Origin of the sequence: Falsiroseomonas sp. HC035 (genome assembly GCF_050563525.1) — a bacterium.
Taxonomy (GTDB): domain Bacteria; phylum Pseudomonadota; class Alphaproteobacteria; order Acetobacterales; family Acetobacteraceae; genus Falsiroseomonas.
Genome location: NZ_JBNXUN010000012.1, coordinates 126,052 through 141,505 on the forward strand (window position 1 = coordinate 126,052; position 15,454 = coordinate 141,505).

12 protein-coding genes are annotated in these 15,454 nt (G+C 69.6%); 1 reads left to right on the forward strand and 11 read right to left on the reverse strand.

What is annotated here, in order from left to right; translation table 11 throughout:
- Nucleotides 1-69: 69 nt before the first annotated feature.
- Entirely contained in the window at nucleotides 70-795 is a 726-nt protein-coding gene (locus ACLF3G_RS21755; RefSeq protein WP_430671509.1) for a transporter substrate-binding domain-containing protein, read from the forward strand.
- On the opposite strand, the gene ACLF3G_RS21760 is transcribed toward ACLF3G_RS21755, so the two are convergent.
- The 11 genes from ACLF3G_RS21760 to ACLF3G_RS21810 all read right to left on the reverse strand — a co-directional run bounded on the left by ACLF3G_RS21760 (nucleotide 792) and on the right by ACLF3G_RS21810 (nucleotide 15,448).
- Nucleotides 792-1,748: an ABC transporter ATP-binding protein gene (locus ACLF3G_RS21760; protein WP_430671510.1), complete on the reverse strand. Its 957-nt coding sequence runs from the start codon at nucleotides 1,746-1,748 to the stop codon at nucleotides 792-794. The genes ACLF3G_RS21755 and ACLF3G_RS21760 overlap by 4 nt on opposite strands.
- On the reverse strand, nucleotides 1,745-2,731 hold the full coding sequence (locus ACLF3G_RS21765; protein ID WP_430671511.1) for an ABC transporter ATP-binding protein: 987 nt from the start codon (nucleotides 2,729-2,731) through the stop codon (nucleotides 1,745-1,747). The genes ACLF3G_RS21760 and ACLF3G_RS21765 overlap by 4 nt, the downstream gene beginning before the upstream one ends.
- On the reverse strand, nucleotides 2,728-3,624 hold the full coding sequence (locus ACLF3G_RS21770) for an ABC transporter permease (RefSeq protein ID WP_430671512.1): 897 nt from the start codon (nucleotides 3,622-3,624) through the stop codon (nucleotides 2,728-2,730). The genes ACLF3G_RS21765 and ACLF3G_RS21770 overlap by 4 nt, the downstream gene beginning before the upstream one ends.
- A gap of 4 nt (nucleotides 3,625-3,628) precedes the next feature.
- Nucleotides 3,629-4,636: an ABC transporter permease gene (locus ACLF3G_RS21775; RefSeq protein ID WP_430671513.1), complete on the reverse strand. Its 1,008-nt coding sequence runs from the start codon at nucleotides 4,634-4,636 to the stop codon at nucleotides 3,629-3,631.
- Nucleotides 4,637-4,645: 9 nt separating this feature from the next.
- Nucleotides 4,646-6,226 carry an ABC transporter substrate-binding protein gene (locus ACLF3G_RS21780; RefSeq protein ID WP_430671514.1) on the reverse strand — a complete coding sequence of 527 codons (1,581 nt, stop codon included), beginning with the start codon at nucleotides 6,224-6,226 and terminating at the stop codon, nucleotides 4,646-4,648.
- 8 nt (nucleotides 6,227-6,234) lie between these two features.
- Nucleotides 6,235-10,146, reverse strand: coding sequence for a hydantoinase B/oxoprolinase family protein (locus ACLF3G_RS21785; RefSeq protein ID WP_430671515.1), 3,912 nt, complete (start codon nucleotides 10,144-10,146; stop codon nucleotides 6,235-6,237).
- A gap of 201 nt (nucleotides 10,147-10,347) precedes the next feature.
- The gene (locus ACLF3G_RS21790; RefSeq protein ID WP_430671516.1) at nucleotides 10,348-11,802 is read right to left on the reverse strand and encodes a class I adenylate-forming enzyme family protein; all 1,455 of its coding nucleotides are present in this window, start codon (nucleotides 11,800-11,802) and stop codon (nucleotides 10,348-10,350) included.
- A complete protein-coding gene (locus tag ACLF3G_RS21795; RefSeq protein ID WP_430671517.1) occupies nucleotides 11,799-12,668 on the reverse strand; it encodes an amidohydrolase family protein in 870 nt (289 codons plus the stop codon). Before ACLF3G_RS21795 ends, ACLF3G_RS21790 begins: the two co-directional genes overlap by 4 nt.
- On the reverse strand, nucleotides 12,665-13,813 hold the full coding sequence (locus tag ACLF3G_RS21800; RefSeq protein ID WP_430671518.1) for an acyl-CoA dehydrogenase family protein: 1,149 nt from the start codon (nucleotides 13,811-13,813) through the stop codon (nucleotides 12,665-12,667). Before ACLF3G_RS21800 ends, ACLF3G_RS21795 begins: the two co-directional genes overlap by 4 nt.
- Nucleotides 13,814-13,815: 2 nt before the next feature.
- Nucleotides 13,816-14,640, reverse strand: coding sequence for an ABC transporter permease (locus ACLF3G_RS21805; RefSeq protein ID WP_430671519.1), 825 nt, complete (start codon nucleotides 14,638-14,640; stop codon nucleotides 13,816-13,818).
- 13 nt (nucleotides 14,641-14,653) lie between these two features.
- A complete protein-coding gene (locus ACLF3G_RS21810; protein WP_430671520.1) occupies nucleotides 14,654-15,448 on the reverse strand; it encodes an ABC transporter ATP-binding protein in 795 nt (264 codons plus the stop codon).
- Nucleotides 15,449-15,454: the final 6 nt, after the last annotated feature.

The following is a 15,454-nucleotide window of genomic DNA, read 5'->3' on the forward strand; positions in this document are numbered from 1 at the left end:
GGAAGACCGGGGCTGGCGGCACGCCGCGTCACGAAGCATCCTGCGCCGCCAGCCAACGGAGCCAACGCCATGTCCCCCGAGATTCTCGCCCAGCTTGCCCCGACGGGTGTGCTCCGCGCCGGCATCAACCTGAGCAACTTCCTGCTCGTCACCGGCCGCAGCGCATCCGGCGACCCGGAGGGTGTCTCCCCCAGCATGGCCCGCGCCCTGGCAGACCGGCTCGGCGTCCCGGTGCGCTACGTGCCGTATCCGCGGCCGGGCGAGCTGGCGGATGCCGCCGGCACCGGTGCCTGGGACATCGGGCTGATCGGCGCCGAGCCGCAGCGGGCCGAGAGAATTGCCTTCACCGCCGCCTATGCCGAGATCGAGGCGACCTACCTGGTGCCCGCCGGGTCGCCCATCACCAGCCTCGCCGAGGTCGATCGTCCCGGCGTTAGGATCGCCGTCGCCGCGCGCGCCGCCTACGACCTGTGGCTGGACCGCAACATCCAGCACGCCACGCTGATGCGCGCGGAGAGCCTGGACGGGTCGCTGACGCTGTTCGTGGAGCAGAAGCTGGAAGCCCTGGCCGGGCTGCGCCCGCGCCTGCTGACGGATGTCGAGGGCCTGCCGGGCGCGCGCATCCTGGAGGGCCGCTTCATGGCGGTGCAGCAGGCCATCGGCACCGCCCGCGCCAACACCGCCGCCGCCGCGTTCCTGCACGATTTCGTCGAGGAGGCGAAGGCTTCTGGCCTGGTCGCGAAGTTCATCGCGCAGCACAAGGTGGCCGGGCTCTCGGTGGCGCCTGCCGCCTAGGTTCTTGGGCAGCGCACCAGGTGCCCGCCACCGACATCGAGCAGCGCCGGCATCTCCGCCCGGCACGCTTCCACCGCGATCGCGCAGCGCGGGTTGAAGGCACAGCCGGAGGGTGGCGCCGCCGGGTTCGGCGGCTCTCCCGCCTCCGCCGGGCTGATGCCACGTGCATCCAGCCGCGGCACGGCGGTCAGCAAGGCGCGCGTGTAGGGGTGACGCGGCGCGCCGAGCACCTCCGCCGCCGTGCCTTCCTCGACGATGCGGCCGAGATACATCACCGCCACCCGCTCACACACCTGACGCACCACGGCCAGGTTGTGGCTGATGAACAGGTAGGCGAGGCCGCGCCGTGCGCGCAGCGCCTCCAGCACATCCAGGATCTGCGCCTGCACGGACACGTCGAGCGCCGAGGTCGGCTCGTCCAGCACCAGCAGTTCGGGCTCCAGCGCCAGCGCGCGGGCGATGCAGACGCGCTGCTTCTGCCCGCCGGACAACTCATGCGGAAACCGGTGCAGGAAGCCCGCCGGCAGACCCACCTCGGCCAGCAGCGCGGCGACCCGATCCCGCAGGGCGCGGCCGGAGGCGACGCCATGGATCAGAAGCGGCTCCGCCACCGACTCCTCGGCGGATAGCCGTGGGTCCAGCGCGGCGGAGGGGTTCTGGTGGATCAACTGCATCCGCCGCCGCAGCGGGCGCAACGCTGGCTCGCGCAGCGTGGTGATATCCTGGCCCTCGAAGACGATGCGCCCGCCGCTCAAAGGGATCAGCCGCAGCAGCAGCCGCGCCAGGGTGGACTTGCCGCAGCCGCTCTCGCCAACCACGCCGAGGGCCGCGCCGCGCGCGATGACGAGGTCCACATCCGCCACGGCCAGGACCCGGCTGGGCCGGCGGAAGGCGCCGCCCTTGCTGGTGAAGGCCTTGGACAGCCCCTCCGCGCGTAGAAGAAGATCGGTCATGGCGTGGCGTGGTGGCAGGCGACGGCGCGGCCGGGCAGGATCGCGCGCGGCAGCGGCTTCTCCCGGCGGCAGATCTCCGTCGCGGCGGGGCAGCGCGGGTGGAAGCGGCAGCCGGAGGGCGGCGTGAGCAGGCTCGGGATGCTGCCGGGGATGCCCTGCGGACGCCGCTCCGGCCGGTCCAGATCCGGCACGGCGGCGATCAGGCCACGCGCATAGGGGTGCAGCGGGTGGGCGAGCAGCGCCTGCGTCGGCGCTTCCTCCACCACGGTGCCGGCATACATCACCGCGACCCGCGCGCAGCTTGCCGCCACCACGCCGAGGTCGTGGCTGATCAGCATCAGCGCCAGCCCGCGCGCCGCCACCAGCCCCGCGATCAGCGCCAGCACCTGCGCCTGCACCGTGACATCCAGCGCCGTCGTCGGTTCATCCGCCACCAGCAGCGCCGGCTCCCCGGCCAGTGCCATCGCGATCAGCACGCGCTGGCGCATGCCGCCCGAAAGCTGGTGCGGGTGGCTGTCCAGCAGCCGCCCCGGCTCCGGCAGGCTGACCGCCGCCAGCAACTCCGCCGCCTTGTCCCGCGCCGCCCGGCGCGGCCGTGCGCGTACCCCGGCCGCGGCATCCTGGCCACGGATCGCGTCCTCCATCTGCGTGCCGATGGCGAGCAACGGGTTCAGGTAGCTGGCCGGGTCCTGGAACACCATGGAGATGGCCCGCCCGCGCAACCGCCGCATCTCTCGCTCCGGCAGCCGCAGCAGATCCTGCCCGCGGAAGCGGATCTCGCCCGAAACCACCCGGGCCGGTGGGGCCGGGTTGAGGCCGAGCAGGCTGCGCGCCAGCACGGATTTGCCGCAGCCGGTCTCGCCGACGATGCCGAGCGTCTGCCCGGCCTCCAGCCCCAGATCGATGCCGTCCAGCACCTGCGCCGTGCCGTCGAAGGTGTCGAAGGCCAGTCGGTAATCGCGGATCTCCAGCAGCGCCGTCACCCGCGATTGCTCCGTGGGTCGAGGATGTCGCGCAACCCGTCGCCGAGCAGGTTGAAGCCGAGCACGGCGAGGTAGATGAACACGCCCGGCGCCATCGCGTACCACCACCATTCCGGCAGGTAGCCGCGCGCGATGGAAATCATCGCGCCCCACTCCGGCGTCGGCGGCTTGGCCCCCAGCCCGATGAAGCCGAGCGAGGCCACCGCCAGGATCGCCTGCCCAACATCCATGCTCATCTTCACGATGAGCGGGGAGATGCTGTTCGGCAGCACGTGTCGCCGCAGGATCCGGAACTGCGAGGCGCCGGCGACGCGGGCCGCCTCGATGTAGGGTTCCTCGCGGATGGACAGCGCCTTCGATTCCGCCAGCCGCACATAGCCCGGCCACCACACCAGGATCAGCGCGATCATGGCATTCTCGATGCCCGGCCCCAGCGCCGCGACCAGCGCGATGGCCAGCACCAGCCCCGGCACCGACAGGAACAGGTCGGTGAAGCGCATGATGACTTCCCGCAGCCGCCCGCCCGCCAGCCCCGCCAGGATGCCGAGCGGCACGCCGATCACCGCCGCCGCCACCGTGATGCCGATGCCGACCAGCAGCGACAGCCGCGCGCCGATGATGACGCGGGTCAGGATGTCGTTGCCCACCTCGTCCGTGCCGAGCCAATGGGCGGCGGAGGGCGGTTGCAGCTTGTTCGCCAGGTTGACGCCACCGGCGACATCGTCCGGGTAGGGCACGATCCACGGCCCGGCCAGCGCCAGCAGCACGATGGTCGCCACCAGGAACAGCCCGAGCATGGAGGAGAAGGACCGCGTCAGCAGCCAGATCGCCAGCCGCAACCGGCGGCGCTCCGGCGCGGCGGCGGCCTGCTCGACGGCGAGGGGTGCGTCCATCGCCTCAGGCCCGCCGCAGCCGGGGGTCGAGCACGCCGTACAGCAGGTCGACGATCAGGTTCGCCAGCATGAAGTTCAACCCGACGATCAGCGTCACCCCCATCACCGGCTTGAAGTCGCCGGCGATGGCGGAGCTGACGGCGTAGAGCCCGATGCCCGGCCAGTCGAACACCGTCTCCACCAGCACCGTGCTGCTCATCATCCAGCCCCAGCGCAGCCCGATGATGGCCAGCGTCGGCAGCATGGCGTTCTTCAGCGCGTGCACGGCGACGATCCGCCAGGGCGTCACGCCATGCGCACGGGCCGCGGTGACGTAGTCCGTCCGCAACGCCTCCACCATCTCGCTGCGGTTGACCCGCAGGATGGAGGCGAGGCAGGGCAGGGACAGCACGATCGCGGGCAGGATGATGTAGGACAGCGCCTCCCCGAACAGGTCCAGATCGCCGCGCAGCAGGCTGTCCACCAGCAGCATCCCGGTGATCGGCTCGGCCGGCTCCGTGAACACCGAAAGGCGCCCGCTGGTCGGCAGCAGCCCGAGCCAGGTGGCGAAGGCCAATTGCAGCAGCAGCCCGAACCAGAAGGGCGGCAGGGCGATGCCGGACACCGCGAAGATCCGCGTCGCGTGGTCCACCACGCGGTCCTTCCGTAAGGCCGCGACCACTCCGAGGGGCACCCCCAGCAGTACCCCCAGCGCCATCGCCAGGATCACCAATTCCAGCGTTGCCGGGAAATATCGGGAAAGATCGGTGCCGACGGAGCGGCCGGTGGCGATCGACTGCCCGAAATTGCCCTGCGCCAGGTCACCGACGTAACGCAGGAACTGTTCATGCAGCGGCCGGTCGAGGCCGTATTCGCGGCGCACCTGCTCGATCTGCGACCGCCCCGCATCCGGCCCCGCCGCCAGCGCCGCCGGGTCGGCGGGCGCGACGTTGGAAATCACGAAGGTCAGGCAGACCAGCCCGAACAGCATCAGCCCCGCGAGGCCGATGCGCCGGAGGATGTAGCCTGCCACCTGTCGCGCTCAGCCCTGGACCCACAGGGGGTACAGGTCGATTTCCCCGGTGAAGCGCACCGGGCTGAAGCTGAAGCCCTGCACGTAGTCGCGCCGCGCCCAGATGCGGTTCGCCACCATGCCGAAGATCTCCGGCTGGTCGGCGACGATGCGTCGCTGGATCTCGGCATACAGCGCCATGCGCTTCGCCTGGTCCGTCTCGCCCCGCGCCTCGTCGATCATGCGGGTGACCTCGGCGTTTTCGTAGTGCGAGGTGCCGTAGTACAGGCCCCAGGAGGAGCGATGGTACTGGTAGGCCACCGTGTCCGGGTCGGTGCCGACCGGCGTCACGTAGATCGACATCATGGCAGGGGAGGTGTCCGGCTTCGATCCGCGGCTGACCATGGTGGTCCAGGGCTGCCCCACGATGTTCACGCGGATGTCGAGCGCGCGCAGGCTGTCGAGCAGCGCGAGGCCGATGCGGCGCGGATCCTCCAGACCCTGCACATGCACGTATTCCAGCTCGATCCCGCCATTCGGCGTGCCGGACTGGCGCAGGTACTCGCGCGCCTTTTCCAAGTCCTTGCGCGGGATGCCGGGCACGTCGATGTGCCCGGCCATGGAGGCCGGGAAGGGGCTGGTCATCAGCGCCGCCGCGCCGTTGTGGATGGTCAGCAGCGACTCGTAGTCGAAGGCGTGCGCGATCGCCTTGCGCAGGTTGATGTCCGCGGTCGGCCCGGTCTGGCAGTTGAACTTGATGCCGAAGGTGGTCGAGCCCTTGTGGTTCTCGATCGCGACGCCCGGCAGCCGCGCCATCTGGTCGATGTCGTCCGGCGTCAGGTTGGTGATGATATCCGCCTCGCGCCGCTGCAGCGCGGCCTTGCGCGGCGCGCTCTCGCGGATGATGCGGTAGATGATGCCGGACAGCCGCTCGGCCTCCGGCATCGGCCAGCCCTTCCAGTAGTCAGGCACGGCATCCACATGGATCAGCGTGTTGGCGTTGAACCGGCGCAGCTTGAAGGGGCCGGACCCCGCCTCGTTCTCGGTCATCCACTTGCGGCCGAGATCGTCGCCCTCCTGGTTCGCCATCACCTGGCGCGGATTGACGATGTACCACCACGGCACATAGGACAGGAACGGCGAGAAGGCGCGTTCCAGGGTGAAGCGCACCGTGCGCGCGTCCACCGCCGTGATCTTCTCCGGCTTCAGGAAGTCCTTCAGCATCCAGGCGATGCCGGCGTTCAGCTTCAGCCCGCGCTCGAAGGAGAACCGCACCGCCTCCGCATCCACCGGGTCGCCGTTGTGGAACTTCGCGTTGCCGACAAGGTGGAAGGTGTAGGTCAGGCCGTCATCCGAGACCTCATGCCGTTCCGCGAGCCACGGCTTGATGACCGGCGGATCGCCCTCGTATTTCAGCAGCGCGTCATAGACGCCCTGCTGGATCATGCGGGTCGACCAGTCGTAGCGCACATGCGGGTCGAGCACCGGCACCGCCTGGTTGCCCGAGAAGACCATCACCTTGCGGTTGCCGTCGCGCTCGAAGGCGACGGAGATGCCGGGCACCGCCGCAGCCAGCGCCGCGGCGCCCCCGAGCAGCCCGCGGCGTGACATGTTCTCGATCATTGTGAGCCCCCGTTGCTTGTTGCCATGACCCTGTCCGCGTCGGCCTCGCGTGTCGCACGCCGCCTTGCCGTGGCGGCGGGATCGATGCGCCCGTCCGGGCCGAGCACCACGCCGTAGTCTCGCACCGCACCCTCGGCGGTGACATAGCCATCTTCAAGATCGGACTGCACCGCCTCGATGGCCCGGTCCCATGGCTCGCCAAAGCCGGAACCGCCAGCGATCTGGCCCTCGATCTCGGTGCCCGCGTCGACCAGTGCGACCATTTCCCCGGTGCCGACATCGCGTGGCGCGGCGTCACCCGACGCGGTCACCGTGCCTCGCCCAGGTCCGCCAGGCCGGCCGCCGAACAGGCCCTCCGGCTTCAGGCCCCAGCCTTCGGGGTACAGCCCGACCATGATGGGCTCGGCCCCCGCATCCAGCCGCCGCGCCCGCATGCGCTGTCCAAGCCCGCCGCGCTGCCGCCCCGCACCGCCGGTATCGGGCACCAGCCCCTTCTCCAGCACCAGCACCGGCATCCGGCTTTCCAGCAGTTCCACCGGCGTGTTCGCCGCCGAGGTCGGGAACAGCAGCCCGGACTTTCCGTCGGACCGGGATGACGCACCTTGCCCGCCACCCATGAAGAAATGGTCGGACGCCACGCGGCCCTGGTTGTTGCGGCCGTAGAAGCCGAAAGATTTGGGCAGACCCGTGAAAGCCTGCACCTTGTCCGGAATCGCCGCCGCCATCGCCCGGTACAGATTCGGCCCGATGAACCAGGACAGGCGCGTGCGATAGGCCACCGCCGCCGGCGGCTTGCAGTTCAGCGCCGAGCCTTCCGGCGCCACCACGCTGATCGGTGCATAGCAGCCGGCATTGCCGCGCACCGCCGGCGTCAGCATGCATTTCAGCGGGTAAGAGGAATGCGCCGCCGTCACGTTCATCGTGCAGTTCAGCCCGCCGCGCGGCAGCGTCGGCGGCGCCTCGACATGCTCGACATGGATCGTCTCGCCCTGCTTGTGGACGCGCACGCGATAACGCAGGACCTCGCCGAGCGGGCGGTTCTCGATCTCGCTCTCATACACGCCGTCCGGCACCGCGCGGATCGCGGCCCGCGTCGCCGCCTCGCTGCGCCCCTGCACCACGGCGGCCAGCGCAGCCAAATCCTCCAGCCCGTATTCCTCCATGAAGGCGACCAGCCGCTGCGCGCCCAGAGCGTTGGAGGTCACCAGCGATTCCACGTCGCCCAGCACCTGGTCGCTGTTGCGGATGTTCGCCGCCAGCAGCCGGAACAGCGAACGATCCGGCTCCCCGGCCGCATACAGCTTCATCGGCGGGATCAGCACGCCCTCGTCGTAGATCTCGCGCGCGCTCAGCGGGTCCTTGACGCCGCCGATGTCGCTGACATGCCCGACCGTGCCCATCAGCGCCACGACGCGCCCCTGGTGGAACACCGGCGTCACCACGGCGATGTCGAACAGATGCCCGGCGCAGAGCCAGGGGTCGTTGGTCACCAGCACATCGCCCGGTCGCAGCGTCCCGACCGGGAAATGCTCCAGCAGCGCCTTCACACAGCGGGTCAGCGTCAGGTTGAACAACGGCATGGAGCGTGGCGAATGCGCCAGCGGGTTGCCCTGCGGGTCCAGGATCTCGTTGGCGAAGTCCTGCGCCTCCGAGATGATCAGCGAATAGGCCGTGCGGCAGACCGTCTGCCACATCTCCTCGACGATCGAGATCAGCCGGGACCACATGATCTCGAGCCCGATCGGGTCCGCCTCGATCCGCGCCATCGCGGTTTCCAGCGCCATCCCCGGCGTCACCAGCGCCTGCGGCCGCGCGGTGGCACCCACCGTGATGCGCAGGTTCATCACGGCATCGACCCGCAGCGTATCCCCCGGCGCGATGATCGTCGTCGCCTCGCGCTCCTCGATGATCGCCGGCCCCGCGACCATCGCACCTGGCTTCATCCGGTAGCGGTCATAGACCGGCGTGTCGTGGAACGCCCCGTCGAACCAGGCTGGCCGGCGGCCCTTCAACGCCTCGCCGCCCGCATCGCCGGATCCGACGGAACCCGAGACGGCAATCTCCGGCTCCGGCGAGACCACGCGCACGCGCAGCGACAACAGCTCGATCTCGGCGCCCTCGACCACGCGGGTGTACAGGCGCTGGTAGGTCTCGATGAAGCGCGCGCGAATCTCCGCGAGGCGGCCGGCCTCCATCGCGCCCTCCGGCAGCGGCACGGTGATCTGGTGCAACTGACCGACCAGCCGCATCTCGGCCCCGCGTTCCACCCGCATCGCATCGGCGGCGATGCCGGCAGCGCGCAGGCGGCCGCGCGCCTGGTCCTCCAGGCCGGCGAGCGCCGCGCCGATCGCCGCCCAATCCACATCCTTGCCGAGCGGCGAGATCAGGCTGCGCGACTGCTCGAAGGCCAGCGGCGCCGCCAGGAAGCCGAGTGCCGAGGCCGCACCGGAGGCCGGCGGCACCAGCACATCCGTGATGCCGAGCACCCGCGCCACCCGCGCCGCATGCGCCGGCCCCGCGCCGCCGAACGCCACCATCGCATAGCGCCGCGGATCGCGGCCCTTCTCCACCAGGTGCACCCGCGTGGCGCCGGCCATCGCCTCGCACACCACCGCGTGCACGCCCCAGGCCGCCTCGATCGCCGGCAGGCCGAGCCTCTCGCCGAGCCGCGCCAGCGCCGCCTCGGCCGCCGGGACATCCAGTGCCATCGTCCCACCCAGGAAAAAGCCGGGGTCGTAGTAGCCGAGCAGCAGGTTGGCGTCGGTCACGCTCGCCTCCGTGCCGCCGCGCCCGTAGCAGGCGGGGCCGGGCATGGCGCCGGCGGAATGCGGCCCGACCTTGATGAGCCCGGTCTCGTCGACCCGCGCGATGGAACCGCCACCGGCGCCGATCTCGATCATGTCCACGACCGGCGCGCGGATCGGCAGGCCGGAGCCGCGCTTGAAGCGGTGCACCCGCGCGGCTTCCATCAGCGGTGCCACCTCGGCACGGCCATTCTCGATCAGGCAGGATTTCGCCGTGGTGCCGCCCATGTCGAAGGCCAGCGCATCCGGCAGCCCGGCCGCGCGGGCGAATAGCACCGTCGCCAGCGCGCCGCCCGCCGGTCCCGATTCGAGTAGGCGGATCGGCAGCGCGCGGGCCACCTCCGGCGCGCAGAGCCCGCCATCGGATTGCATCAGGCGCAAGGTGCCGGTGAAGCCGAGCCCCTCCATCTCCCGGATCAACCGCCCGAGATATCGGTCCATCAGCGGCTGCACGAAGGCATTGGCGCAGGTGGTGACGCAGCGCTCGTATTCGCGGATTTCCGGCGCCACCTCCGAGGAAAGGCTGATCGACAGCGTCGGGAACGAGGCGCGCAGCACCTCCGCCGCTTCCCGCTCATGCGCCGGATCTGCATAGGCATGCAGGAAGCAGATCGCGATGGCCGTGCAGCCTTCCGCCACCAGCCGCGCCCCCGCCTCCCGCACCTGCCCGAGGTCGAGCGGTGCGACCACCTCGCCGCCATGGGTGATCCGCTCCGTGATCTCGATCCGTCGCCGGCGCGGCACGATCGGGTCGGGGAAGCGCAGGAACAGGTCGTAGATGTCGTAGCGCTGCTCGATGCCGAGTTCGAGCACGTCGCGGAATCCGCGCGTCGTCAGCAGGCCGGTGGTGGCACCACGCCGCTCGATCAGCGCGTTGGTGACGAGCGTGGTTCCGTGCAGCACCTCACCCAGCGCGGCGACGTCGATGCCAGCCTGTGCGACGATGGCGCGGATGCCGGCCATCGCTCCTTCCGCCGGATCCTGCGGCGTCGTCAGGCACTTGTGCAGCGTGATGCCGCCACTCGCCGCATCGAGCAGCACGAAGTCGGTGAAGGTGCCGCCGATGTCAAAGCCGAGGCGATAGCGGTCCGGGGCGCTCGTCACGGGAGGTCTCGCTCCGATCAATACAGGGCGAGCCTATGGTCGGACCCCGGTGCTCGCAATCCCCATGATGCGTCGTCCGGCGGAGCCAATGAAGAACATCGAAGATTCCGACGGCGCGTGCAGGCCTGGGGCTCAGATCACGGCCGCTGAAGTCTCTCGGAAGAATGTCACCAGTCCTTGCGGCAGGATTTCGCCAGCGGATCAACCAGCCAGCTTCGGCAGGCGCGGCGCCAATTCGCGCTTCAGCACCTTGCCGGCGCTGTTGCGGGGCAGATCGTCCACGATGAAGACCGCGCGCGGCCATTTCGGCCTTGGCAACCGGGATCGCGCAAACCCCAGCAGCACCTCCGGATCGCAGGGTTCCGCCAGTTTCACGAAGGCCGCGATTTCCTCGCCGAATTCGGGCGACGGCCACGCCAGGACAGCACATTCCGCCACCGCCGGATGCGCGTTCAGCGTCGCCTCGATATCGCCTGGATGGATGTTGATGCCCGCGCGGATGATCATGTCCTTCTGCCGTCCGCGCAGGGTCACATATCCTTCCACATCCAGCGAGGCGAGGTCGCCCGGGTAGAACCAGCCCTCGCGGAACGCCTCGGCCGAGGCCTCCGGGTCACGGTGATAGGCGGTGGCGCAGGCGGGGCCACGGTAGCGCAGCAGGCCGGTCTCGCCGGGGGGCAGGGGTCGGTCCGCGGCATCCACCACCTCGACCTCGACGGCAAAGACCGGCCGCCCCACCGTTTCGCCGTGCGTCGCCAGGTCCGCAGGTGTCAGCAGGGACACGCCACCGCCTTCGGTGCTGGCGTAGTATTCGAAGAAGCGCGGGCAGAGCCGGTCTCGGATCGCCAGGCGTTCCTCCGGCGAAAGCGGCGCGCCGGAGGAGAACAGCAGGTTCAACGCCCGCAGCGGGGCCAAAGTGGCATCATCCAGCGCGAGCAGGCGGCGGAACTGCGTCGGCACCAGGAACAGGCTGGTGGCGCCCTGCTCGGCGACGCAGGTCACCAGATCCTCCGGCGTGCAGGGCGGTGGCTTCAGGATCAGCGTTCCGCCGGAAAACAGTACGGACATCGCGAAGGTGCGGCCACCGCCGAAATACAGTGGCGTGGCGCAGACGAAACGGTCGCGGCCATTCAGCCCGAGATTGATCCAGTGCGTGCGGAAGCGGGCGAGGAAATGCCGGTGCGCGATCAGCGGACCCTTCGGCCGGCCGGTGGTGCCGGAGGACAGCGACAGCACGAAGGGCGCGTCCGGGTCGCTGGCGAAGCGGGCGGCGGCCGCGGCCTCCGTCCCGGCCTCCTGCGGAGGCTGGCAGCGCAGCCCGGGCAGGGGTGGGGAGCCGGGTTCCGCCAGCACCAGGGCGGCACCGAAATGCTCCGCGACGTTGCGCTGCTCCTCCGTCGTCCAGCGCACATCCATCGGCAGGATCGGCAGGCCGGCACGCGCCACCCCATACAGCGCCACGACATGCTGCGCCGTGTCGCGCAGGCAGATGCCGATGGGGCGTCCCTGCGGCAGGCCGAGGTCGAGCAGCCATGCCGCCATGCGCCGGACGCGCGCGGCAAACTCCGCATGGGTCAGCGTCAGCGCGCCGTCGATCAGCGCCGGGTGGCTTGGCCGGGCCCGGGCGTGGATGTCCAGCGCATCGGCCAGGTTCATGCGCCGGCGCCGTCCAGCTTGTAGAGACGCTGCACATTGGTGCGGAGGAACTTTTCCAGCACCGTGTCGGGCAGGCCGAGCTCCGCGATCTCCGCCATGGTGCGGCCGAAATCGAGCACCGGGAAATCGGTGCCGAAGATCACCTTGTCCTGTCCGTAGCTGCGGATGTAGTGCTTGAAGCTGTCGGGCCAGTAGCGCGGGCTGTGCGCGTCGGAGCCAATGAAGACGTTGGCGTGCTTCCACGCCATCGCGATCATCTCCTCGGTCCAGGGGATGCCGACATGGATGCCCACGATCTTCAACTCGGGGAAGTCGCAGGCCACCGCATCCAGGGTGATCGGCCGGCCGACGGAGCGCAGCGGGTAGCTCGGGTCATAGACCATGGATTGCCCGACCTGGAGCTGCACCGGCACGTCGAGTTCGACGCATTTCGCATAGAACGGATACCACTTCGCATGATCCGGCGGCAGCTCGAACCAGTGCGGGTAGAAATGCGCGCCGATGAAGCCGTATTCCGTCACGGCGCGGGCCAGCTCACGCACGCCGCGCATGCCCTCCGTCGGGTCCAGGCCGGCGAGGCCGTGGAAGCGGTCCGGATGCGCCTGCACCGCATCCGCCACCAGCCGGTAGTCCACGTGGTAGCAGGCGGGGTGACCGAGCCGACCGACCTTTGCCGCGATCAGGAAAGCCTTCTCGATTCCGGCGGCATCCATGCGCGCGATCATGTCCTTCAGGCTCATGCCCTCGAAGATCTCGCGCTTCACGCGCATCTTGCTGGTGTAGAAGCCGGTGCGGTCCGGCCGGCCGGCCAGCGCCTCCGGCGTCCAGATGTTCACCACCGCATCGATCGCCCGGATGCCTGTCACGCTGTCCCCCTTGTCGTCAGTCCCAGGTCGCGCGCGATGGAATCGCGCAGGACCTCGTTGGCCCCTTCGCCGAAGGTATAAAGGCGGGAGTCGCGCCACAGGCGCTGCATGTCGCTGTCCGCCGAATAGCCGGCGCTGGCCAGGATCTGCATACCCGCATCGGCGACATCGCGCAGCGTTTCCGTCGCGATGACCTTCGCCTGCGCGGCCTCCCGCCGGCACGGCGCGCCCTTGTCGATCAGCCGCGCCAGGTGGCGCACCATGAGGCGCGATTGGTCGACGCGCATGCGCATATCCACAAGCCGATGCGCGATCGCCTGGAACTGGCCGATCGGCCGGCCAAACTGCACACGATCCTGCGCATGCGCCAGCGCGATGCGCAGCGCCGCCTCCGCCGCGCCGGTGACAGTGGCGGCCATGGAGGCGCGGGAGTAATGCAACGTCGCCATCAATTGCGTGAAGCCGCGACCTTCCTCTCCCATCAGCGCGTCATCCGGCAGGTCGACATCCTGCAGGCCGATGTCGAAGGAGGGCATGCAGTTATTGCCGATCTTCGGCAGCCCCGTCATGTCGATCCCAGGGGAGTTGCTCGGCACCAGGAAAAGGGAGATGCCGCGCGGCCCCTCATTCTCCGGCCCGGTGCGCGCGGGCAGGATCAGCCAGCGAGCCTCCCGCGCGTCACTGATCCAGGTCTTGCGGCCATTCAGGCGCCAGCCGCCCGCTTGGCGCGTCGCGCGCGTGCGGATCGCGGCCGCGTCGCTGCCCGCCTGCGGTTCCGTCAGCGCCAGGGCGCAAAACGCCTCGCCCGCCATCAGCGGCGGCAGCAGCGCGGCGCGTTGCGCGGCGCTGCCGTAGCCGCGCACCGAGGCGAGCCCGAAGCCGACGACGCGGTTGAAGATGGAGGCAGCCATGTAGGCGTGCTCGCCAAGCCGTTCCTGCACCAGTGACACCGTCGCCCAATCCGCCCCGAGTCCGCCTTCCGCCACCGGCACGGCGAGGGCGAAAAGCCCAGCCTGGCCCATCTCCGGCAACAGGTCGTAGGGCGGCACATGCGCCGCATCGCGCCGGCGGATCTCCGCCGGCGGCAGGCGCCGCGCCAGGAAGACGTCGACGGAGGCAAGGATCTGTGCCTGTTCCGCAGTCATCGTCACACCCGCAGCCGCGCCGAGGCATGCCAGGGCACCAGCATCTTCCGCAGCGCGCCGATCGCAAAGTAGAAGATGAAGCCGAGGATCGACATGTGGATCAGCACGGCGAACATCTGGTCCGTCTCGAAGGCGTTGAGTCGCGCGATCAACAGATGCCCCAGCCCGGCATTGCCGCCAAGATACTCGCCGACCACGGCGCCGATGATGGCCAGCACGATGCCGATCTCGAGGCCCGTGATGATGAAGGGTAGCGCGGAGGGAAATTCCAGCCGGCGGAACACCTGCCAGCGCGTGGCGTTCAGCGACACCATCACGTCGCGATGCCCCTCGTCGATGGATTTCACCCCCATCGCCGTGTTGGTCAGGATCGGGAAGAAGGCGAGCACCGCCGCGACGATGACCTTCGACGTCACGCCGAAGCCGAACCACAGCACGAACAGCGGCACCAGCGCGACCTTCGGGATCACCTGCGTCGCCACGATGAAGGGGTTCAGCGTCAGCTCCAGCCAGCGCAGCCGCGCGATCAGCACCCCAAGCGTGATGCCGATGACGCAGGCATAGGCGAAGCCGGACAGCGTGGCGTAGACCGTCATCCAGGTGTGGTGCCAGGCGCGTGGATCGCGCAGCATCTCCATCCAGGCCGTCCACACTGCACCAGGGCGCGGTAGGATCAATGGCGAGATGCCGGCGTAGCGGACATAGGAGTCCCAGATCAGGATCAGGATGCCGAGCAGGATCGGCGTCGTGATCCAGGGCAATGCGCCGTCCATGGTCACCAGGCGCTTGGCGAATTGCGCGGGGGCGGGCCTTGCCGTTTCGGTCACGCTCGGCCGCTCCCTAGCTGATCTCGTTGAGGCGGTGCCGCAACTGCCGGACAATGGCCTGGAATTCGGGCGTCGACTGCAGGTCCGTGCCACGCGGACGCGCGAAAGGCACATCCACCGTCAGGTCCACCCGGCCAGGGCGCGGCGACAGCAGCAGGATGCGGTCGGCCAGGAACACGGCCTCGGCGATGGAATGGGTGACCAGTACGATGGTTTTGCGCGTCTCGAGCCATATGCGCTGCAGCTCCAGGTTCATCGCCTCCCGCGTCATGGCGTCCAGCGCGCCAAACGGTTCGTCCATCAGCAGGATGCGCGGGTCATAGGACAGGGCGCGCGCGATGGCGGCCCGCTGGCGCATGCCGCCGGAGAGTTCGCGCGGCCAGCGCTTCTCGAAACCCTGGATGCCGACAAGCGTCGCCAGTGCCTGCGCCCGCGCCGCCCGGTCCGCCTTCGGTGTTCCTTTCAACTCCAGCGGCAGGGCGATGTTCTGCTCGATGGACAGCCACGGAAACAGGTTGGCTTCCTGGAAGACCATGCCGAGGTCAGACAATGCCTCCGCCTGCCGTTGGCCGTTGCGCCAGAGGCTGGCGCCCTCGATGGTGATTTGGCCGGATGTGGGTGCGATCAACCCGCCGATCATTCGCAGCATGGTGGTCTTGCCGCACCCGGACGGCCCCAGCAGGACCAGGAACTCGGTATCCGCCACGTCGAGGTCCGTGGCCGCCAGCGCGTGGACCGGTTCGTCGCGCGTGCCGTACCATTTCTCAACCGAGCGGAAGGCGATCGCGGGATGGGTCGCGTCGGCCATGTGTTC